The organism is Pseudomonas sp. UBT, from assembly GCF_050915955.1.
In the GTDB taxonomy this organism is placed as follows: domain Bacteria; phylum Pseudomonadota; class Gammaproteobacteria; order Pseudomonadales; family Pseudomonadaceae; genus Aquipseudomonas; species Aquipseudomonas antarctica_A.
Genome location: NZ_CP168079.1, coordinates 3,776,274 through 3,795,734 on the forward strand (window position 1 = coordinate 3,776,274; position 19,461 = coordinate 3,795,734).

At 52.4% G+C, this 19,461-nt stretch carries 23 protein-coding genes; 11 read left to right on the forward strand and 12 right to left on the reverse strand.

Annotated features, from left to right (window positions below):
* The first annotated feature begins 56 nt into the window (after positions 1–56).
* On the forward strand, positions 57–1,820 hold the full coding sequence (locus tag ACDZ94_RS17385; RefSeq protein ID WP_432751532.1) for a site-specific integrase: 1,764 nt from the start codon (positions 57–59) through the stop codon (positions 1,818–1,820).
* A gap of 288 nt (positions 1,821–2,108) precedes the next feature.
* On the opposite strand, the gene ACDZ94_RS17390 is transcribed toward ACDZ94_RS17385, so the two are convergent.
* Positions 2,109–2,501 (reverse strand): hypothetical protein, encoded by a 393-nt coding sequence (locus ACDZ94_RS17390; protein WP_432750510.1) that lies wholly within the window; start codon positions 2,499–2,501, stop codon positions 2,109–2,111.
* An 80-nt stretch (positions 2,502–2,581) separates the two neighbouring features.
* Here ACDZ94_RS17390 and ACDZ94_RS17395 point away from each other — a divergent pair, with 80 nt between their 5' ends.
* On the forward strand, positions 2,582–3,067 hold the full coding sequence (locus ACDZ94_RS17395; protein WP_432750511.1) for a helix-turn-helix domain-containing protein: 486 nt from the start codon (positions 2,582–2,584) through the stop codon (positions 3,065–3,067).
* 474 nt (positions 3,068–3,541) lie between these two features.
* On the opposite strand, the gene ACDZ94_RS17400 is transcribed toward ACDZ94_RS17395, so the two are convergent.
* The 3 genes from ACDZ94_RS17400 to ACDZ94_RS17410 are packed head-to-tail and all read right to left on the reverse strand — an operon-like array spanning position 3,542 to position 5,289.
* A complete protein-coding gene (locus ACDZ94_RS17400) occupies positions 3,542–4,462 on the reverse strand; it encodes a hypothetical protein (protein WP_432750512.1) in 921 nt (306 codons plus the stop codon).
* Complete coding sequence (locus ACDZ94_RS17405; protein WP_432750513.1) at positions 4,459–4,779, reverse strand: hypothetical protein; 321 nt, start codon at positions 4,777–4,779, stop codon at positions 4,459–4,461. The genes ACDZ94_RS17400 and ACDZ94_RS17405 overlap by 4 nt, the downstream gene beginning before the upstream one ends.
* A gap of 15 nt (positions 4,780–4,794) precedes the next feature.
* On the reverse strand, positions 4,795–5,289 hold the full coding sequence (locus ACDZ94_RS17410; RefSeq protein WP_432750514.1) for a hypothetical protein: 495 nt from the start codon (positions 5,287–5,289) through the stop codon (positions 4,795–4,797).
* Between the two features lie 147 nt (positions 5,290–5,436).
* On the opposite strand from ACDZ94_RS17410, the gene ACDZ94_RS17415 reads away from it, so the two are divergent.
* The gene (locus ACDZ94_RS17415) at positions 5,437–6,123 is read left to right on the forward strand and encodes a recombinase family protein (RefSeq protein ID WP_432750515.1); all 687 of its coding nucleotides are present in this window, start codon (positions 5,437–5,439) and stop codon (positions 6,121–6,123) included.
* 97 nt (positions 6,124–6,220) lie between these two features.
* On the opposite strand, the gene ACDZ94_RS17420 is transcribed toward ACDZ94_RS17415, so the two are convergent.
* From ACDZ94_RS17420 to ACDZ94_RS17430, 3 genes are all read right to left on the reverse strand, one after another.
* Complete coding sequence (locus tag ACDZ94_RS17420; protein WP_432750516.1) at positions 6,221–8,476, reverse strand: AAA family ATPase; 2,256 nt, start codon at positions 8,474–8,476, stop codon at positions 6,221–6,223.
* 196 nt (positions 8,477–8,672) lie between these two features.
* The gene (locus tag ACDZ94_RS17425) at positions 8,673–9,776 is read right to left on the reverse strand and encodes a hypothetical protein (RefSeq protein WP_432750517.1); all 1,104 of its coding nucleotides are present in this window, start codon (positions 9,774–9,776) and stop codon (positions 8,673–8,675) included.
* On the reverse strand, positions 9,777–11,057 hold the full coding sequence (locus ACDZ94_RS17430; RefSeq protein ID WP_432750518.1) for a hypothetical protein: 1,281 nt from the start codon (positions 11,055–11,057) through the stop codon (positions 9,777–9,779). It abuts the gene before it with no gap.
* A gap of 615 nt (positions 11,058–11,672) precedes the next feature.
* Between ACDZ94_RS17430 and ACDZ94_RS17435 the strand changes: the two genes are divergently transcribed.
* Both ACDZ94_RS17435 and ACDZ94_RS17440 read left to right on the forward strand, forming a co-directional pair.
* The gene (locus tag ACDZ94_RS17435) at positions 11,673–12,197 is read left to right on the forward strand and encodes a DUF3833 domain-containing protein (protein WP_064451288.1); all 525 of its coding nucleotides are present in this window, start codon (positions 11,673–11,675) and stop codon (positions 12,195–12,197) included.
* Positions 12,198–12,220: 23 nt separating this feature from the next.
* Positions 12,221–12,526: a DUF6482 family protein gene (locus tag ACDZ94_RS17440; protein WP_221294183.1), complete on the forward strand. Its 306-nt coding sequence runs from the start codon at positions 12,221–12,223 to the stop codon at positions 12,524–12,526.
* 81 nt (positions 12,527–12,607) lie between these two features.
* On the opposite strand, the gene ACDZ94_RS17445 is transcribed toward ACDZ94_RS17440, so the two are convergent.
* Complete coding sequence (locus ACDZ94_RS17445) at positions 12,608–12,847, reverse strand: DUF6124 family protein (RefSeq protein WP_064451286.1); 240 nt, start codon at positions 12,845–12,847, stop codon at positions 12,608–12,610.
* A 432-nt stretch (positions 12,848–13,279) separates the two neighbouring features.
* Between ACDZ94_RS17445 and ACDZ94_RS17450 the strand changes: the two genes are divergently transcribed.
* A complete protein-coding gene (locus ACDZ94_RS17450; protein WP_432750519.1) occupies positions 13,280–13,483 on the forward strand; it encodes a hypothetical protein in 204 nt (67 codons plus the stop codon).
* A 19-nt stretch (positions 13,484–13,502) separates the two neighbouring features.
* Here the strand turns inward: ACDZ94_RS17450 and ACDZ94_RS17455 are convergent, their stop codons facing one another.
* The 4 genes from ACDZ94_RS17455 to ACDZ94_RS17470 all read right to left on the reverse strand — a co-directional run bounded on the left by ACDZ94_RS17455 (position 13,503) and on the right by ACDZ94_RS17470 (position 16,653).
* Positions 13,503–13,796 (reverse strand): helix-turn-helix domain-containing protein, encoded by a 294-nt coding sequence (locus ACDZ94_RS17455; RefSeq protein ID WP_064451284.1) that lies wholly within the window; start codon positions 13,794–13,796, stop codon positions 13,503–13,505.
* A 38-nt stretch (positions 13,797–13,834) separates the two neighbouring features.
* On the reverse strand, positions 13,835–14,110 hold the full coding sequence (locus ACDZ94_RS17460) for a hypothetical protein (RefSeq protein ID WP_262667977.1): 276 nt from the start codon (positions 14,108–14,110) through the stop codon (positions 13,835–13,837).
* Between the two features lie 189 nt (positions 14,111–14,299).
* A complete protein-coding gene (locus ACDZ94_RS17465) occupies positions 14,300–15,493 on the reverse strand; it encodes an MFS transporter (RefSeq protein ID WP_432750520.1) in 1,194 nt (397 codons plus the stop codon).
* Positions 15,490–16,653, reverse strand: coding sequence for an MFS transporter (locus tag ACDZ94_RS17470; protein WP_432750521.1), 1,164 nt, complete (start codon positions 16,651–16,653; stop codon positions 15,490–15,492). Before ACDZ94_RS17470 ends, ACDZ94_RS17465 begins: the two co-directional genes overlap by 4 nt.
* A 95-nt stretch (positions 16,654–16,748) precedes the next feature.
* Between ACDZ94_RS17470 and ACDZ94_RS17475 the strand changes: the two genes are divergently transcribed.
* The 5 genes from ACDZ94_RS17475 to ACDZ94_RS17495 all read left to right on the forward strand — a co-directional run bounded on the left by ACDZ94_RS17475 (position 16,749) and on the right by ACDZ94_RS17495 (position 19,445).
* On the forward strand, positions 16,749–17,642 hold the full coding sequence (locus ACDZ94_RS17475) for a LysR family transcriptional regulator (protein ID WP_432750522.1): 894 nt from the start codon (positions 16,749–16,751) through the stop codon (positions 17,640–17,642).
* A 167-nt stretch (positions 17,643–17,809) separates the two neighbouring features.
* Positions 17,810–17,992, forward strand: a complete 183-nt coding sequence (locus ACDZ94_RS17480) for a type II toxin-antitoxin system HicA family toxin (RefSeq protein WP_432750523.1) — start codon at positions 17,810–17,812, stop codon at positions 17,990–17,992.
* Between the two features lie 22 nt (positions 17,993–18,014).
* Positions 18,015–18,425, forward strand: a complete 411-nt coding sequence (locus tag ACDZ94_RS17485) for a type II toxin-antitoxin system HicB family antitoxin (protein ID WP_064451279.1) — start codon at positions 18,015–18,017, stop codon at positions 18,423–18,425.
* Between the two features lie 85 nt (positions 18,426–18,510).
* Positions 18,511–18,843: a hypothetical protein gene (locus tag ACDZ94_RS17490; protein ID WP_064451278.1), complete on the forward strand. Its 333-nt coding sequence runs from the start codon at positions 18,511–18,513 to the stop codon at positions 18,841–18,843.
* 101 nt (positions 18,844–18,944) lie between these two features.
* Positions 18,945–19,445, forward strand: coding sequence for a methylated-DNA--[protein]-cysteine S-methyltransferase (locus ACDZ94_RS17495; RefSeq protein WP_407016496.1), 501 nt, complete (start codon positions 18,945–18,947; stop codon positions 19,443–19,445).
* Positions 19,446–19,461 lie beyond the last annotated feature (16 nt).

Here is a 19,461-nt window from a genome sequence, read left to right on the forward strand (position 1 = left end):
CTGTAGCATTGCACCTAATGGCGCGATGGCATTCATGCATAAGTGAGCTGAATCAAGTGAACGAGACGAAAGTATTAGAAGGTAGTCCGCTACTGGCGGGAGTCGGGTTCATCAGCATTCAAGATTTCTGTGAGACCTTCGAGGTTGCAGCCGAGCTGGTGCTTCAAGAGATTCTAAACAACAATATTTTTGTCGCATGCAGGCTGAACGCCCAACCAATCTACTGGGTTGACGATTACACCACTCTAGATCGTGAAATAGACACCGACGGATTCGTCTTGAATAGCGCCTTTCAGGAAGGAACCCTACGAACGTTCACGGGTTATCTCAAACCATTCCATCGCTCCCACACAGTTTCAAATATCATCGAATACGGTTATTCCGACGAAACCGCATTTCGCTTCAAAACAAATACTCTAGCAGCGGCATTCTGCGCCTTACCTGGCATCCGGCTTACTACGAGCTCTGTCTTCATTACGAAGGTTCAAGCCGAAAGAATCAGGGCTCCTTGGGTAAAAGCCTTGGAAGGCAAACCTGTATTGCTAGCTGCCACGTCAGCACCCACGGCATTTATTTCAGCCCCAACGGCCTCCCCAGCGCTGCCTTGCGAGTGCTGTAGACCGGATCGCGCAAAACAGCTCGTTTCTTCATTGGTGGAACAGTTCCTGACAAAAAAACAGACGACCTGGAAGTCCGATCAGCGAAAGAGAATGGCAACGCAATGCCGCGCATTTGTCGAGTTGATGAACGACCCTCCACTGGGCGCCTTAGATCGGCAACTAATCTGGGACTACGAAGCCAAGCTACGGAAAATGCCTGCGAACAAGTATGACGCCGCACGCCGACACGGAACTGATGACTTGAATCGACTGCTCGCCCTAGCCGATGAGAATGGAGAGATGCGTCTTTCATCTGCGAGTGTTGAACGCTACGGGGACACACTTTCAAGCATGTTCGCATGGGCGGTCGACAACATGATTCTCACCCACAATCCTGCAAAGGGAGCTATCGAGAAACAGAAAAAGATCACCCGAGCTCAGGACGACCGCTCCCAGTTTGACAAGACGGATCTTCATAAAATCTTTTCCGCTCATTGGTTCTCAACCGGCACAGGTGAACGCAACAAACAGGGACGCTTCCATAGTTTCCGGCCACACTTTTACTGGTTGCCGTTGCTGGGAATCTACACCGGCGCAAGGCTGAACGAGCTCTCACAGCTCTACATCGCCGACCTCAAGGTGACGGCGACCGGGGTGTATTACCTGGACTTCAACCTCGATGGTCCAGACAAGCTGGATGCGGATGAACCAGACAAATCATTAAAGACTGTCAACTCGCAGCGTATCGTCGCGATGCACCCTCATCTCATCGAGCTGGGTCTTCCGATCTATATTAAAGCTCTCTCAAAAGCAGGTTATTCTCGACTCTTCCCCGAGCTCAAGCGTGATGAAGTAAAGGGTTACGGTAAACCAGCTGGGAGCTGGTTCAATGAGCGTTTTCTAGGCAAGCAGCTCGCTATTCCGAGAGACGGCAAACGCACTTTTCACTCGTTCAGGCACACGTTCATCACTGCATTGAATGAACTAGAGGTTCCACCCGACATTCAAGCCCAGTTAGCGGGTCATAGCAGAGGCGATTCAGTTGCAGCCGTTCGGTATCGAAAAGATACTGATGCTGAAAGACTACTGGATTACGTGAAGCAACTGGACTTCAAGCTTCCTCCGATCACACCATTTGTCGTTACCGATGGACTCGCTGCGGTTAAGGACGGACTGAGGAGAAAAGCGAAGCCGACACCTTCGCTAACGAAGAAGCCATAGATATCGTTAAAACAGAAGCGTCTGCGGACTCAATGCAGCCGCTTAGTGAGCCCGGACAGGAGCGCTGTTAGCGCATGATGATGTAGGCGAAATGCCTCAACATCATGTGCCTACAGCAGCTCAACCTCTTCCAATGTGACTGGGGGGCCTGGTTCGGGCGAAAGCAGAGAGGACAGCTGGGCGTCGCCCAGGATCGAGCTTGAGCAATGTTCCCCAGCAACAGGGAGCCAGCGTTAGCTCTGGAGCAAACCTATGAGCTTTCAGAGCGGCGACAGGGGCCCTGCGCGACTAAGGGTGTAAGTCGCAAATGAAACCAAATGACGAATTCATCCAATCCTCGGTTGCCCATAAGACCGCAGGGCTATTGGGATCGGTCTGATAAAAACGGGTAAAGCCAATGTATCCCCCGTAGCTATTCTTCGCGTTAACTTCCCCGCACACAGGGTCCTTGGGGCTCGGCTTACCGGTCCAACTCTTCGTGTATAGATTGCGAAACTGAGCGCTTTCAGGATCTTTCAAAATGGCTTTGACGGCGCGCTTCGTCTGCTCAGCTCTCGATTCAGGGACCGGAATTCTCTCTGCTCCAGCCCCTGCATTTGCAACCGATGCAATTCCAAAAAACACTACCGCACAGACCTTTTGAACTCCTTTCAATCGATGAAGCTGATTTGATCTAGCCATGCGTGGACCTCCTTGACGGGTTTGAAATGTCACGAATAGAGCGTGGCCTCTGAGTGTCCAATACTAGCCAAATACTGGGTATGGAAAACTCATTACGTCAACGATTCGGCCAGAGATTCAGACAGCTTCGGCTCGCGAGCGGATTCAGCCAGGAAGCGTTCGCAGACCATGCAGCAGTCGCTCGCAGTTATGTCAGCCGGATAGAAAGAGGCATGGCAAATCCATCGCTGGACGCGATTGAGGGGCTTGCAGATGCTCTGGGTATAGATCCGGCTGCGTTTTTCGAGATCGTTGCGCTAGTGGCTCCATACGAAGCCGCAGAGGAGGTGCCCTTTGCTTTTGACGGTTCCTGCTTTCATCGAGGACTTGCGAGCCCAAGGGATGGGTCATACCGGGTGGGCGACAAATACTCCGAACTTCGCTTCAGCTCGTTCGAAGAAGCATTGAAGTATCTCCGGACCATGAAAACTGCACGATGGCGGAGGCCCAACGACGCTGGGAATTGGAGTCGAGTTTCAGCCGTGCGCTGGGGAAAGGCTGAAAACCCTAAGAGCACATCAAGGTAACCGTCGATCCAGGGCCTGACTCAACCGACCGGGCGCATTAGGGTTCAAATGCACCGTTTTTTTGGTGCGTTACGAATGCGTTACGTTGCACGAAAATCGCTACAACCCAGATTCTGCGCTGGATACAGCTAACCTCCGTTTTAAGTCGACCCATAGGTAAACTGCCGCATAGGCTTTCGGCATGTCACATTCACTATGATAACCCTCACCTTCAGACCTCAGGTGACTTCAGGCAGGCCCCTTCGGGGCCAAGTATAAGCTTTCGTCAATTTCTTCCGCCGACAACACAAGCAACCCCTTAGAGGGGGGCTGATATTTCTAAGGGTTCACTTTTTTGAGAGTCACTGTGGGTGCATCACGTAGATGCTTTGGTAATTACACAGTTATTAGGACGGCAGGATCAATGTCCTGTGCTGGTGCGGATTTCGGGCGGATTGCGGGCCGACTTTTGTCCCTTTTTTTTGCGCAAGCATTCTACAGGGTGAGTCGGCGGAGCGCGCCCTTCACCGCCCCCTGAAGCTCACTGTCAGCTTCAAGGTGCCGACTCTCCGCGCGCGTCTTGCGCCACTTATCACGCCGCCCGACTTTATCGAAGCTGTGTATGCCCCGTTCTGGGGTTGCATCATGCAGTTTGCGATTTATCTTGATTGCCGCCAGCTTGAAGAGGTCGCCGCCAGCTTGCTTCTCTGGCACTACTGGTCGTCGAAAACGAAACAGACCGGCAAGCTTATCGAAGCTAAAACTCTGAAGATCAGACAGCAGGTTCAGCTCATATTCATGCAGAGCCAAACCTTGAAGCGTTACCTCTACTCGTGCCCGCCATTGGGCTTCCGGAATTGATTGTTTGTTGTTGTCGGTGCTCTTCAAGTAAATCTGCCAGGAGACCGGGTCTTCTTTGTTGCCAATGCGAAAATTCAGGTTCGGATCGAGTCGATCCCCATAATGGTCGAGATAACGGTTCTGGGCAGTGATGGGGTCAAACTGGCGGTGCTTAGTCCCATCGGCGAAAAGGCTTGATTGCAACCTGTAGGTCATTGCCAGAGTTTCGGGTATCGAGCCGGTCTTGTGCCGGAAGTCGCAAGCCACTTCAACCGCTGTGATACTTGGAGCCGACACAAAGGGGTAGTCAGCTGAAAGCTCCTCAAGCGTTTGCTGTAGTTTTTGGTGATCATTCGCCAACACATCGTGAAAGCGCAGGCGAAACGCTGTCCCTACGTTACCTGCCTGCTTATTGATTGTTTCAACCCAAAGCTTGCCCCCTGTGATCTCTCTAAGCACTTCTTGGACGTGTTGATGTTGTGATGGCCTCGACGTTTCAATCACAACGTCGAGCCAATCAATGCACGCGGCAACCTTGAAGGATTGGCGGCTTGCCCCGGTCGCCGTCCTGTTCACACCAGCGCACGCCCTTTCCAAAGTCTCTTGTCAGTTGGACCGACTTCAAATTCGTGCACTTGGACAGGTATCAGCGCGGTCGATGATGGCGAGACCGATAGGGCCGCACGGGTAAAGTCAGCGATGTCCGTAAGGCTGTAATAGGGACGTGATGCTTTTCCATCGTGACTGGAAAGAAAAGGAGTCAGAACCAACCCAAAGTAAGTGCTTTTTCCTCGTCTCATATCGGCCAACAGGTCGTCCCAAGCTCGGACCGCGCCGAGATCACGGCGAAGTATGTATGCGACTTCGCTAGCCGTTACGGTTTTCACTTTCATGGTTTTTTCCGCCTTTTATGACTCAACAGTCGGGGCAATCATCAGGTGCAAGTGGCCCTTCAGCATATTTTCAACAATCACAAACGACGCCCCGCCGTATGAGGTCGAGCGGCGGCCAATGTGCAACACGAAAGAACCAAAGCTGTCGTCTTTGGTGTCGATGCTGGCATCCGCCAGTTCACTGGCTAATTGATCGTCGTCCAAGCGGTAGTAGCCTGTCCCGGCTATCTCATGCACTTCCTTGAGTTCGGCAGTCCCAGAGGCAGAATCTTCAGCCAGCGCAGAAAATTGCTCGGCTAACAGCTCGTCAGCGAGAGCAGCCCGGATCGCCGCAGACTTGTTTGGCGCTCCCGGCTTTTGTGCAATCACGTCACGAGCCCAGTCTTGCCAGCGGATACCTCGATTGACCGCAAGGGCATCAATTGCTGCCCAGGTGGTTTCCTCGAAGCGGAGAGAAGTTCGTCCGGTGCCAGTCAGCTCTGTCGTGCGGACCTTAAATACGTTTGCCATGTTTTACGCCCATCTCGCTATTTAGAAATTGAGCGTAGCAAGAAAACACAAAACAGCACAACTTATTTGTGCTTTTGCATGCCAAAGGCTAAGCTGACCACATATTAAACGAACGTCTTGTTGTGTGGTCACGAGTGAGGCTTACCAATGTCAGGGCTAAATTTTGTCAGCTATCTCCGTGTCTCGACTCAGAAGCAAGGTGCTTCCGGGTTGGGGCTAGATGCACAACGCAATGCCGTCGAGCGTTTCGTAGGAGGAGCAGGTGGAACACTGATCGCTGAATATCAGGAGGTAGAAACCGGGAAGGGGTCGGACGCTTTGGTCAAGCGCCCTACTTTGAAAGCTGCACTTGAGTTCTGCCGTAGACGATGTGCGATTCTGGTGATTGCAAAACTTGACCGCCTAGCAAGGAACGTCCATTTCGTATCAGGACTCATGGAGTCTCGGGCAAAGTTCTTAGCTTGTGACATGCCCGAGGCAAATGAGCTGACCATTCACATCATGGCCGCGTTTGCCGAACACGAAGCGAAGCGCATCAGTCAGAGGACAAAAGAAGCATTGGTGGCGGCCAAAGCTCGTGGAGTGGTGCTCGGGGCAGCGGGCGCCGCCAACTTGAAACCCAACATGGAATTGCGCCAGCAGACCGCCACCGCGTTCGTGGAGCGGTTACGCCCACTCTTCGATGGGATGGCTGTAAGAGGTTTATCTCAGCGGGCAATGGTGGCAGAGCTAAACATGATTGGCATCCCAACGCCTAAAGGCGGCCAATGGGGGCTGACCCAGATCCAACGGACCATTACGCGACTGCGCTCTGAAGTTGGACGTTTAGGATAGGACCAGCTTTAAAGCATTCTCAGCCGGCTAGATCAAAGTATCTACCGGCACTCTCTTGCGGTTGGCATCGGTCAACATGGCAGAAGCTCTCTTAGCATTACTGCACAGCGTCCATCAGAGCTTTCCAGTGTTGGGGGTCTTTTTGCTCAATTTCAGCCAACAGGTCATTGACTGCGTGCTCAACGTCAAAGATCAATTCGTTATTTCCTAGAAATTTCTCCATGTTATTGCCATGACTGAAATAGTGGAGCACCTTCAAAATCCGTTTTGAGGCTTCCGGACCGAAAAGTATTTCTGCACGCCTATCGACCGATAGACCGTCAATATCTACAGGGATTCTGGAATAGGTGTAAAGCTCCGCAAAACGTCGGACCGCATTGGGCAAAAGCATCAAAGCTTCATAAGCGCCTTTGTCTTGAGCGGATCGAAACTTGAATATCGTTTCAAAAAGAAAGTGATATTCCGAAGAGTATTTGCAAAGCGATTTAGGCATATCACCAAAAATCGACTGAGTGGAACTTACCTTTCTCAAAAAATAGAGCTGAGCTCTAGGTTGGCTTTTCGGTTCTAATTCTCGAACCAAATCAAAAAACTGGAAATTATGCGTAGAAAGAAAAAATTGTTTGCAGCGTGTGGTCCATTTGTTTTCCGCATTCTTCCAAAAAAAGTTCTCCTTAATTGCTGCATTGATTTGAAAGAGGTGATTAGCATCAAGACTGGAAATAGGATCATCAATATAAACAATAGTCTGCTCAAACTGCTCAGGCTTTAACTCTTGAAGCTTGGTCAAAAAATAAGAGAACGCTATCGCTGTTCGCTCACCATCACTCAAGTTCCTAGCAATTTTACCGCCCTTTCGAATAAGCTGGAAACGCTCCTGGCCCACCGCGTCTTTAACAACACTCATCTGCACAGCTTCGCTACCAAGCATTGAAGCAAGGCGCTCATTAACTTTTTCTCGACCAAGTTGGGCGTTACTGATTAAGGCTTGAAGCTTATCAATTTCTCTTTGCAGAGTTGTCACGAATTTCGTTATTCGCTCCTGCCACCTCTTCAAACGAGTAGTTTTCTTTCCACCCCCCGACCGCTCAAGGGTATCAACAAGCTCTTGAACATAGTGATATTTTACCCGCCTGATGGCGGAAGCTTTGGATTTGGAGAAGTCTGCTGCCAGCTCATTATTTTCATCAATAAGAGCATTAACCTTACTAATTGCTTCAGTGACGGCCGTTGAAACGCCATCGATTAGCAAAGTAGGTTCTACTGACTTCAATGGAGTATCTACCTTACGCTGAATATCCTCAGTAAGCGTTACAACAGACTGATTGAAATCATTCAACGTCTGGGCCAACGTAACTAGCAACTCTTTGTATTTCTCCCGAAACTGCGGGTTAAATTCTATTTCTTTTGGGAGAGTAAGCTTAATCTGAGCAGCCTGAACCCTTAAAAGAAGATTGGCAACCTTTTGCTTATGGTCCCCCAGGTCCTTAGAAAAATGTGCTCGTAGTGCGGCGATACGATCCTCAGCAATCTTGCTCCCGCAAAACTCGCAGTTTTCCTTTTCATCGTGGAGGGGAAGACCGGATTCAACCCAACGTTCAACACTTGGATTATCCTCTAGATGCTTGATCGTATTTGAAAACGTTGGAGTGGCAGTTAGCACCAAACTTGCTTCTTTGTGTAATCCTTCAATTAACAGTGAAGCGGAGAGTCGTTCAACGGTGCTAGGCTTTTTATTATCAGGCGTAAGCGCCAACTCCAGACTATCACTAAAATCTTTATCAGATAGAAGCTGTGAGTCCAGCACGCCTACGCCCAGCATGTCGCCACTCAACTGTGTTGCGGTGTAAGGGTCAATCTTGAGCGTTTGACGAATCTGTTTTGCTGATTCAGTCTTAGCCAGCGAAATAGTATTTTCAATACTACGAATACTGACTCCAACATTCCGCGTGAATTCTTGAGAATCTTTAATTCTCTGCTCCATACCATCAATTTTCTTCTGAGCAACATCTGAATCTTTACCCAGTAACAAAACCGGCTTGAAATCCTCACCACCGAAGTGGAGATTATCTCGAATAAAATCTGAATTAAAGACGCGAACCAGTAGTCCTGAAGCATGATAATTTGCTTCCGTGATTGGCTCCCCATCAGTCTCAAAGCTGAACGAACAGCCATTTAAATCAGGGTTGGCGGTCTTACTTTCGAGTAAAGAAAAAAGCCTTGAGAGAGTCGTCTTACCGGAGTAATTCCACCCATATATGAGATTCTTTACTCCAAAATCTTTGGTGTCATTAGGTTTGGTATAATCTTCATAGACACCAAGCCCTTTGATCTTTGCGATTCCTTTAATCAAGAGGCCTTCTCCCTAGTTTTATTTTGACGATTCTCAACCGGATCTAATTTAGCTCTCAGACTAGCTCGGTATCAACCCTGCCAAGCGCGCCAGCAGACCTCCTAACCGCCCACATAACTAAACGCACCATCAATCTCAACAGGGCCAGCAATGGGTCATTGCTGGCCATGACCTCATTACTGAAGCACTACTGAAGTTATTTTATTTTGCTCGAAAGCAGACTCATCGCCGCCTCTGAATATATAGCCCCAAACTCAGGAGGCAATTTTAACGATCTCTGAAGATACTCAGCTGCCAACAACAAAAACTTTGGCGCATAAGGAGACTCCTCCGAGATACAAAGCTGCAACTGTGTTACTGGTTGACTTTTAAGTGAACCAAATGACATTTCTCTTGCCAATAGAGCCGCTGGCAATGCTTGCTGAGGTGCCTGAATCACTTCTCTCACCAACTGTTCAAATCGCTCAGTGTCCGGAAAAATACTCACCATATCCTCTGCTCCAGCACCAGTTGCGAGTTTCCGAATTTTCAATGCGGCTTGTAAATTTTCATATCCACCATATAAGAATGCCAACAATAGAGAAGAAAATTCTTCCCTTGAAGCGGGTCTCATAAGTATCAAAAACAACCTATTAGCCAAACTGGAAATTGAAAGCATGAATAGAGAAACACAGTCACCAAAAATCGCAAGATGCTCCGGTTTAGACGGATCTAATTCAGACCTAATCGATCTAAGCTTGGCAACAGTTTTTCTACATTGCTCACCAGAGTCTTTTATAACCCAATAACTCGAACGTGAAAAAGAGAAATAGTCGGCAAACACTGGGTATTTTCCGGGAATACTAAGAAATTCTTCCCATACGGAAATATCTGAGCAGATAGCCTCATTCTCAGATACATGAGTAGTTCCACCCATGCCAACTGCCAGGTCGTCGAACTCACTCTCCTGCAGAAGTGAAACCCCTATATCTGAGGCACTAAGCCGATGATCACGACTTAACTTTATTTTTGAATTAATTACAACAAACCCATGATCAGCATTTACTTTCGCCATAACCCCGTGAAGCCAAAACGCCCGACCTATTGCAGACTCTCTCAACCCACTCTTACAATCAAATACAAGTTTTATATGCTGACCTGTGGGTGAACCTGTGACTGCAAGAACATCGAGATCAGTAAGTAGATATTTTGATTTTTCAACTCGATTAGTTGACTCAATTTCCACTTCTAACTGTGGCAACCAGCGCTTAGACACACACAGCTTTAGCGCAGTAGCCTTTTGAGCACGATCTTTAAGCATTCAAAAACCCTCAAGAAGAAGTTGTGTGATTTCATGACCACTTTCTTCAGATAAGGTAATTTGTCCCTTGTCACGCATAATTCTTGAGCTCACAAGTGACTCGACATACTCCTGAGTTCCGCCCATAGCCATGATGGCTTCTTGATCTACAAGAAGCTCAGGAATCTTCTCTCCTTGCACCAACTGATATGCAATATTGAGCGACTCACGATTCTCCGGCGTATCCACGATCTTGAGTTGCCTGTATCCGTTATCCAGCTTTTCAAGACGAGCTATCCTTAGATGCTCAAGATTCTGGTATTGCTCAGCATAGTCACTAGTCGGTTTAAGCTGCAACTCACTCTTTAGCGTATACAGCACAGCTCCTGGGCTTCTTATCCGATATTTATTTGGCAGCAACTCGCCTTGCCTGACAGCAGAAACAATAGCTAGAGCGCGTTCATACTGCTCTCTTTTCAGCGGACTAATATTCACATGACCTGGGGTGGGAGTAAACATGAACAACGACTGGCCTGCATGTGTAGTTTTAATCGAAGGTGGCTTAACGATTCCATCTTGAGCTAAACGGCTGAGCAAGGCGATTTCATCAGCTGAAACTGCATTCCCTGCAATCTCCCCACTTTTAATTATGAGGGACAACGGCCAGCCCTGTGCGGCCTTTAATAACTCCAAAGTTCTTTGAACCGTTTTGGCACCACATTTAGCTACATGATCAGCGAAAACATCTCCATTTTCAGAAAAATAAGTTGGATTCATAAGGACATCTTTTGAACGATGTCGCCTACTGATTAAAAAGCTACCTTTCGTGCCAAGTTCAATACTGCTATCGAAATCCTTCCGGTCCGCGCCTAGCTTGCCTGCTAAAGCGTCTGCGTTATATGGAGAAGCCGCAAGTTTATCGACAATTTCCAAAGTAAGACTTTCGAACTCGTCTATTTTGCTTTCAGTTTCAAGATATTCACCCAACCCTTCATACAGCTCCTCAAAATAAGGAACTGTGGGAAGGACCGCTTTTATCCTTTTCCCATCTTTAATAAGCCTTACAAACTCCACCTCATCCAGAAGGGTTACGATTCTGTCAACGGCCAACCTTGGGATACCAATTAACGTCGTAGCCACTAGCTTTAAAAGCTCATACTCAATCACAGGGAGACCGCGTATGTGCAGAGCCAACTGGACTGCCATGCCGATCTCAGGAATAGTTTCAAATCGAGCTACTTCCTTGTCCTTCATAGCAAGCTGAATCTCGTGACATCTAGCTACCGCTATTTTTCTATCCATCGAATGCCCTTCCCCTGATTTTTTAACCTGCAATGGACTCGCTTTCCGACAGACATCACAAATTCTTTCAGATGCTCCTACCAGCAGATGCTACGCCAACCCCACGGTGTCCGTTACCGTGCTTCTGAGTGCGTAATTCCGTTGAATTTGGCGCCAGAACAGCGGGTTAGCATACACTTTCGGACGAACGATTTGAGTCGGTCAAAATTCGCCCCCCCCATGTATAAGGCCAGGTGAAGAAAGGTGCTAGAGAATTCAACCACGCCCTGCCACCACGCCCCCGGCTTTAGGACTTTCAAACTTTATAATGAGACCTTCTCTATCCTACAAACGTGTCCTACAATGACCTCATCAAGGCGATATTTTTCAATGACTTACGTGACAGATAGGGATGGGTTCGATTCCCTCTACCCGCTCCACTCAAATAGTGCACTCACGTCAGGATAGTTCTGACGAGGGATGCGTAAAAAACCGGTCCCTGGTGACCGGTTTTTTTATGGGCGCGATTTGAGGCATCGGTCATTCGTCCGGTCAAACCTGTACAAATCAATATTTTTGTACAAGTATCAAGTCTGAGCGTTGGCACTTCGCCACGTACGATCCCGGAGCCGGGCAATGACACGTCTACTGGTTTCATTGTTACTGGTGTTGAGTCTAACCAGTTGCGGCAGCGTAGGGGTCGACCACTACGCCGACCAGCAGCCGCAGTTGGATCTGCAACGCTTCTTCAGCAAACCCGTCAAGGCGTGGGGGATTTTCCAGAAGCGCTCGGGGGAAGTGGCCAAGCGCTTTGAAGTGAATATCACCAGCCGGCGCGAGGGCAACGCTCTAATTCTTGACGAGCGGTTCCTGTACAGCGATGGCACGCGCCAGCAGCGAGTGTGGACGTTGACACCCGATGGCCCTGGCCGCTGGCGCGGGCGCGCCGGTGATGTAGTCGGCGAGGCGATCGGCGAAGTGGCGGGTAACGCACTGCGTTGGCGCTACCGGCTCAACCTGCCGGTGGACGGTTCGGTGTACGAAGTCAGCTTGGATGACTGGATGTACTTGATGGACGAGGACACTTTGATCAACCGTTCCAGCATGACCAAATTCGGCGTCGAATGGGGCCAGATCACGTTGTTCTTCCGTCGCCAATGAACGACCGAGAGTGAGGGTGAATCATGAATATGAAAATGCTGACCGAACTGGCGGTAAAAGGCGAAGTGCGTGAGCTGGAACTGCTGTCGCTTGAGGGTGGTTTCTACATCGCGCGCGTCAGGTTGGATCATGTCGAGATGACGTTGCTGGACGATGATGCCAAGCCGATGCGTATCGGTTCCACCACGCATTTGCGCGACCTGTTGCAACGGGTTCCGCCGTTTCCCTGCGTGCTGGTGCAGCAGTGCGTGCACGATGAAATGTGCGGGGCACGGGAAGGGCCGATCGGCGCGTTGCGCATTCCGTTTACGTTGACCTCGTCCCTTTAAGGTGACTTGCGTTTTTTGGCTCCCCTCCCCCTTGGTATGGGCGGCCTGGGAAGGCAAGCCTGTTGCGGTGCGCGTAAGAACCTACGCGGCGCGGTCCACGCGGTCCTGCGCCGCTTCCACCAGCATCAGCCCCAATTCAATCATTTGCTGAATGGCCAGGGCCAGGTAGCGATGGTGGGCGGGCAGGCTGTCGGCGAACTCGTTAGTCATGGCGCCAGCACCGGCAATGGTTTCGTAGGCGTTGGCGAGCAACGCTTCGGTGTTGGCTTCGGGGCGGACGCTGAACAGGGTTGCGGTGGGGTTACAGGAATCGGTACACATCGGTTGATCCTCGGTAAGGACCACCCCTCAAAGAGTAAGGGTGGCAGCTGTACGCAGGTTAGTAGACCGGGGAAATTCATCCGAAAACCGGCGCGCCCGAAGACGCCCTGCGTACAGTTACCAATAAGCACAGGCATGAAAGTGCCTGACGGTAAGGACAGCCGTACGCCGGATAAATTTTCATCGGGCTACTAAACCCGACCGCTGATGGGCAGCGGCAGACGAACCTTAAAGAGCTCGCCCAAGACGCACAACTGAGACGATTCTGAGCGTTGTGTAGGCAATGCCGCAAGATACGAAACGACTCCCGACTCACCCAACGAGTTGCAACCTCCGGCAACAGAACACCCTGCAGATACGTTTGAACTCAACGTCTCGCGCACATCATTATTCTTAGCCATACCGGCCGACTGGCTAAACAAGGTGGCTAACATGAAGCGAAAACTGACACCGTTTGACATGGCTGGCGTGCTAGACAGTAAAGAAGCCATTAACGAATATTTAGCTCAAGTCCAGACTGACGCTGATATTGCTGAGCATCTCAGAGCAATCGCATTTATCGCACAAGCTCGCGAAACGCTGACTCAGGCCAAACGAACACAAAACCCCGCAAATAGACGGTTTCCATCGAACTGAAATTATTCTTTTCAGAGACTTATCGATGCCCCAGAGCGGCCAATACGTGATCCGGATCATTGTATAAGGCACGCAATAATGCCTTTGCCGGCCCCTCTGGTTCACGTCGCCCCTGCTCCCAGTTTTGAAGCGTTCCCACCGGCACATCAATTGCCTTCGCAAAGCGTGCTTGTGAAAGTCCTGTGGCTTGTCGAATCTCTTTTACCTTCAACGCATCAACAAAAAACTCGCGGGATGGGGCGCGCTCACCCCGTGCGATTTCGTCCATCTGGGTCATGCTTTCGACCAGACGATTGAACAGTTTTTTCTCCATCACTCCCACCTTCGGTTAATTTCGCTCAGCACGCTCTTTTACACCGCAGAGAGATCATCTTTGATGCCCTTTCGATAGATCAGGATCAATCGAATTTGATAGGCCATGCAGAGGTGGTAATAGATCACTCTGACACCACCCCTCTTGCCCCTCCCCTGTACAGCCCAGCGGATCTTTCTCAGACCATTGGTCCCTTGGATGACATCACCAGCAGTCGGGTTTTCGGCAAGAAATTCCTGGAACTCACCGTAGCTTTCCTCACTCAGTAGCGCTGGCAGGTCCTCGGTAAATACGGGTGATTCGACAAATATCACACCTACGCCCATACGTCATTGGCGTATAGCAAGCTTATTCGGATCGTTTCCTATCACGCAACAGCCACTCGTCACTGATTGATAGGCATTCGAAAAGTGCGCCGGGATTTTTGAAGCGCGAACTTTACAACCATGCAGCCCATGCAATTACGTAGGACGGAACTGAGTTTTCCATCCGAAACGAGCCAGTCAACGGTCCACGGCTATCCCCCGCTGCACCACCCACGCCAACGGCAACGTCACCCACAACATCCCCGCCAGCACCATCACCGCCAGCGGCACACCCAACGCATCGCCTAACCCGCCAAACACCACCGGCGCCAGCGCCCCGCCGCCTATTGTGCCGGTGTAGAACACCGCAAAAGCCTGCTCGCGCTTGCCGGCGCCGGCCAGGTCCGGTACGGCGCCGTAGAGCACCGAAGACGTGCCGTTCAGCACCAGGCCCAACACTGGCAACATCACCATCAAGCCACTCAGCGGCAGGTACACGGCGGCAACGATCAGCAGTGCAGTGCTGGTTTCCGTCAGCCATACGGTTTTCATCATGCCGATGCGGGCACCGAGGTAGCCGCAGAACAATTTGCCGAACGCACCGCCGATGAACAGCAGGGTCAAGGCCAGGCCAATACCCGCCGTACCCGCACCTTTGGCTTGCAGCAGGAACGGCAGGAACGTGAGGAAGCCCATGCGCACGGCACTGTCGAGGGTGCCGGTGAGGATCAGCGCACGCAGGCCAATGACCGAGCCGGTTCCGTTGAGCGGCCTGGCGTTTTTTGTGGCGGCGGATTCGCCAACCTGAGTAGGCACCCACCACCACAGCAACCCCGCCGCCGCCAACCCGAGCAGCCCCAGCAGGGTGGCGCTGGCGCGCCAGCTGATGACAGTGAGCAGCAAGCCAACCAACCCCGGGATCAGGGTTTTGCCGATGTCGCCGGAAAAGTTGTACTGCGATAACGCTTGCTTGACCCCGCCACCGTCCTCATAAGCATCGGTAATCATCGAAGAGGCCAGCGGGTGTTGGGTACTCGCTCCCAGCCCACCCAATAGCAACGCCAGCAACAACATGCCAAGCCCGGTGGCTTGCCCCACCAATAAGTAAGCGATACCTGCCAACGCGGTGCCACCCACCAGCAGCGGGACACGGCCCCAACGTTTGGCGGCGCGGCTGGCCATGAATTGGAACACGGCCATCATCCCGGAGTAGGCGCCGCGCAACAGGCCGATTTGGGTGTAGGACAAGGCGAACTGCGCCTGCCAGATCGGCAGCAGCACATAGATGACGTCGGTGAGGCCATCGTGTACGGCGTGGGCGCTGCAACCGGTAATCAGCGCGCGGCGGCGCATGGATGTTTCGCGGGCAGGCACGGCGACGGCGTCGTTCATGGGGTTTGAATCAACTCAGGTTGATGAGGCTTCCAGCCGGTCAGGGCGATCAGCAGGGTCAGCAGTTGAAAACCGATAATCAGTGCCACGCAGCCGGCCCAGCCCCACTGTTCCCAGATCAATGCCGGTGCGATGGCACCGCAACTGCCGCCCAGGTAGTAACACGTGAGGTAAACCCCCACGGCGCCAGCCTTGTTGTCACCGGCGGTGGCGGTGATGAACGCATTGGCAGCGGCCTGGGCGAGGAACACGCCCGTGGAACTGAGCGCCAGGCCCACTACGATGCAGCCCAGCGAAGGCACCAGGGTCAGCGCCGAGCCACTGACGCCAAGCACGGCAGCGAGACCCAGCAGCTCGGCGTGGGGCCGGGCTTTGCTGAGGCGGCCCGCGATGGGAATCACGATCAAGGCCAGCAAAAACACCATGTATAGCGTGCCCAACGCTGCAGGCCCGAGGTTGAACGGCGGCAAGCCAAGGTACAAACCCGCGTAAGTAAAGGCCGCGACTTGGGAGAACAACACGCAAAAACCTACGGCGTAGGCGGCCAACAAAGGTTTGCGGAAAACGCCCGAGGATGAGGTTTTAAATCGCTCGGTTCGCGACCGGGCAGCGGGTAACAGGAACTGGATAAACCCGCCCACCATCAGGCTCAGTACCGCCAACAATTCGAAGGCTTCCCGCCAGCCTACGTACTCAGTCATCACACCGGTGACGAAGCGCCCGGCGAACCCGCCCAACACGGTACCCGCCACATAAAGGCTGGTGACTTCGGTGACCGTGCCGCCACGCCAACGGTCACCGATGTAGGCCACACTGGTCGCGAACACAACCGGAATCAACAGACCTTGCACGCACCGCCATACCAGTACTTCGGCAAAGCTGTCGGCATACGCGGTCATCAGTGCGGGCACCGCCAACAACAGCGCGGCCACGCTGATTACGGTACGTTGCTCGAAGCGCCCGGTCAGCCGGCTGACAAAGGGTGCAGTGACTGCAACGGCCAGGGTGGTGACCGTGATGCTCCAACCCGCGGCCTTGGCGCTGATATGAAACTGCGCGGCAAAGGTCTGCAGGATGCTCTGGGTGGCATAGAGGTTAAGAAACGCCGCGCAGCCACACAGGAACAGGGCAAGACGGGCACAATGCAGGCGCGGTTTCATGAAACCTCTCGTTTTATTTTGTGAGGTCTTTATAGAATGGCTGGCGGGTCTTAAACCAATACCGATTTCGAACCGATCAATACCCAGGGATCAGGATGCTCGACCTACGCAAGCTGCGTTACTTTCTGACGGTCGCCGAAGAATCGCACTTCGGCCGCGCAGCACTTCGCCTGCACCTGGCGCAGCCGCCGCTGACCCGGCAGATTTCAGCGCTGGAGGCGGAGTTGGGGTTCAAGCTGTTTGATCGCACCAGCCGCACGGTGACCCTCACCGCTCAGGGCCGTTCGTTCCTGCCCTATGCACGCGGGGTGTTGGAGCAGGTGGCGTTGGCGCAGGTCATCGCCGGCAAACTGGCGGCGGGCACTGCGGGGCAATTGTCGCTGGGTTACGTCAGCTCAATCGCCTTGTCGGATCTGTTCAGCCAGGCGATCCAGGCCTTTGCACAACGCTTTCCCGAGGTGCAGTTGACCTTGGTGGAATGCGCGTCCGGCAGCCTCGGCGCGCAAGTGGCTGACGGGCGGCTGGATATCGGCCTAAGTCGCCTATTGCCGCAGAATCAAGAGGTACAAGCACGATCGCTCGGTGAGGAACGCTTGGTGGCGGCCGTATCCAGCGACAGCCCTTTGGCCGGCCAGCCTGATGTCAGTTTGGCGCAGCTCAGTGCGTACCCGTTGATTCTGTTTCCGTCGGATTATGGGTCGGGATTGAACCAGTCCATCGAGCAACTTTATCGACACCACGGTGTGCCCCTGCGTGCCGGGCCGACCGGACGGCAGATCACCTCGATCATTGCGCTGGTGGCCGCCGGGCAAGGCGTGGCATTGGTGCCGGAATGCACGCAGGGCTTGATGAATAAGGGCGTTACGTATAAGCCGATGGCTGAGGTAGATGCCTGTGCTCAGTTGCTGGTGCTGACCCCTACGGCAAGAAAAAGCGTATTGGCTGATGCGTTTCTCGCGGTTCTTGCGCAGTCTTCACACACCCGGTAACCCTTCGAAAAACCTCGCAATACCTCTCTCCAACGCCATTCCTGCGCGCTCATACACTGCCTACAACGCTTACCGAAACAACAGTCATCGACCGTTGGTAGGTAGAGTGTTGATAATTTATATTCAGTGGTTATAGTCACCACCAACACACACCACAAGGAGGTGATGTGGATAGTCGATATTTGATAGGTCACATTGTTGCGGACAGCGGGTACCTGGTGCGCACCCGAGGCAGTCATCATCACTTCAAACACCCGACAAAACCGGGGCTGGTGACAATTCCTCATCCAAAGAAGGACCTGTTGGACAAAACCGCCAAGAGCATTTTGAAACAGGCTCTGTTGAGCTAACCGTCCCTGGAGGGCAATAGACATGCTTTACCCCATCGCAATTTCAACCGGCGACGAGGATCACGCCTGGGGTGTGGAAGTCCCGGATATTCCTGGCTGCTACTCAGCCGGGGAAGACCTCGACGACGCCATGGCCATGGCCCGGGAAGCGATCGAAGGGCACTTCGAAATCCTCGCGGAGGATGGCGCGCCGATCCCCACCGCGCAAAAAGTTACCCTGCACGCGGCAAACCCACAGTACGCCGGCTGCACGTGGGCCGTGGTGGACATTGATGTCACCAAGTACCTGGGCAAGGCTCAGAAACTCAACATTACCCTGCCGGGTTATCTGTTGAATCGTATTGATGAATACGTGCTGAATCACCCGGAAGAAAAAAGCCGTTCGGGGTTTCTGGCATCCGCGGCGCTCAAGGTATTGCAACAGGACGGGTAGTTGCCCTTCAGCATCATCTGACTGCGGCGGCGACCGAGAAGCGCAAAGATGCCTGCTCGTCAGCCCTCGGATCTGGATTACCGCAATGTTTGAACCTGTACAACACACACCGAAAACCGTACTGCGCCAAGTGGTGGGCTGGGTACTGGTTTTGCCGCTGTTGGTCACATTTGTAAGGCTGCCATTTCCCCTTGGATTGATCCTGGGGTTGGGCGCCATTGCAGCGTCGGCCTATGGCGTGCGGTATGCCAGGCGACACGCCAGCCGACGCGTTAGCGTGTTCGCTGGGATCGTCACACTGCTCAATGTGATGTCGTGGGTTGCAATGGGTGAGGTCTCTATACTCATGGGGCTTTATAGGATCTCCTGGCTCTACGGGTACCCGTATTACTCTCATTGGGTGTATTGGAACGTCTGAGTGCGGGAGAATTTGATCGCAAGAAACGTAGTTTCCACTCCAGCCGCTGAAACTACAGTAGTGCTGTAGCTCAAAACGCACCCCCTTCGAGGAGCCCGCTCATGCCCTACGAATACAAGCTCATGCCCTCCCCCGTCGGTCAGCTCACCCTGGTGGCGCGCGATGGCAAACTCAATGCCATCCTCTGGGAAAAAGAGCGCGCCAACCGCGTGCGCCTGGGTGAGTTGCGCGAGGCTAACGACAGCTCTGTGCTCTTGGCAGCCGAGCAACAATTGAAGGAGTATTTCGCCGGCACCCGCCACCAATTCGAACTGGAACTGGACTTCACCGGCACTGAGTTCCAGAAGCAAGTCTGGCAGGCGCTGCTGACCATCCCCTTTGGCGAAACCCGCAGCTACAGCCAGATCGCCCAGCAGATTGGTAACCCGAAAGCCGTGCGTGCAGTGGGCGCTGCCAACGGGCGCAATCCCATCTCGATCATTGCGCCCTGCCATCGGGTGATAGGCGCCTCAGGCGGGCTGACCGGGTTTGCCGGTGGGCTGGAGGCCAAACAGTATTTGCTCGCGCTGGAAGGTGCAGGCCAGGCAGAACTGGCGTTCTAGTGACGGGCGACAAAAA

What these genes read in the sequence shown, in the direction of transcription:
- ACDZ94_RS17390 (WP_432750510.1), bottom strand. Translation starts at nt 2,501, where the DNA reads ATGGCTAGATCAAATCAGCTTCATCGATTGAAAGGAGTTCAAAAGGTC.
- ACDZ94_RS17395 (WP_432750511.1), top strand. Translation starts at nt 2,582, where the DNA reads ATGGAAAACTCATTACGTCAACGATTCGGCCAGAGATTCAGACAGCTT.
- ACDZ94_RS17405 (WP_432750513.1), bottom strand. Translation starts at nt 4,779, where the DNA reads ATGAAAGTGAAAACCGTAACGGCTAGCGAAGTCGCATACATACTTCGC.
- ACDZ94_RS17410 (WP_432750514.1), bottom strand. Translation starts at nt 5,289, where the DNA reads ATGGCAAACGTATTTAAGGTCCGCACGACAGAGCTGACTGGCACCGGA.
- ACDZ94_RS17415 (WP_432750515.1), top strand. Translation starts at nt 5,437, where the DNA reads ATGTCAGGGCTAAATTTTGTCAGCTATCTCCGTGTCTCGACTCAGAAG.
- ACDZ94_RS17425 (WP_432750517.1), bottom strand. Translation starts at nt 9,776, where the DNA reads ATGCTTAAAGATCGTGCTCAAAAGGCTACTGCGCTAAAGCTGTGTGTG.
- ACDZ94_RS17430 (WP_432750518.1), bottom strand. Translation starts at nt 11,057, where the DNA reads ATGGATAGAAAAATAGCGGTAGCTAGATGTCACGAGATTCAGCTTGCT.
- ACDZ94_RS17435 (WP_064451288.1), top strand. Translation starts at nt 11,673, where the DNA reads ATGACACGTCTACTGGTTTCATTGTTACTGGTGTTGAGTCTAACCAGT.
- ACDZ94_RS17440 (WP_221294183.1), top strand. Translation starts at nt 12,221, where the DNA reads ATGAATATGAAAATGCTGACCGAACTGGCGGTAAAAGGCGAAGTGCGT.
- ACDZ94_RS17445 (WP_064451286.1), bottom strand. Translation starts at nt 12,847, where the DNA reads ATGTGTACCGATTCCTGTAACCCCACCGCAACCCTGTTCAGCGTCCGC.
- ACDZ94_RS17450 (WP_432750519.1), top strand. Translation starts at nt 13,280, where the DNA reads ATGAAGCGAAAACTGACACCGTTTGACATGGCTGGCGTGCTAGACAGT.
- ACDZ94_RS17455 (WP_064451284.1), bottom strand. Translation starts at nt 13,796, where the DNA reads ATGGAGAAAAAACTGTTCAATCGTCTGGTCGAAAGCATGACCCAGATG.
- ACDZ94_RS17465 (WP_432750520.1), bottom strand. Translation starts at nt 15,493, where the DNA reads ATGAACGACGCCGTCGCCGTGCCTGCCCGCGAAACATCCATGCGCCGC.
- ACDZ94_RS17470 (WP_432750521.1), bottom strand. Translation starts at nt 16,653, where the DNA reads ATGAAACCGCGCCTGCATTGTGCCCGTCTTGCCCTGTTCCTGTGTGGC.
- ACDZ94_RS17475 (WP_432750522.1), top strand. Translation starts at nt 16,749, where the DNA reads ATGCTCGACCTACGCAAGCTGCGTTACTTTCTGACGGTCGCCGAAGAA.
- ACDZ94_RS17485 (WP_064451279.1), top strand. Translation starts at nt 18,015, where the DNA reads ATGCTTTACCCCATCGCAATTTCAACCGGCGACGAGGATCACGCCTGG.
- ACDZ94_RS17490 (WP_064451278.1), top strand. Translation starts at nt 18,511, where the DNA reads ATGTTTGAACCTGTACAACACACACCGAAAACCGTACTGCGCCAAGTG.
- ACDZ94_RS17495 (WP_407016496.1), top strand. Translation starts at nt 18,945, where the DNA reads ATGCCCTACGAATACAAGCTCATGCCCTCCCCCGTCGGTCAGCTCACC.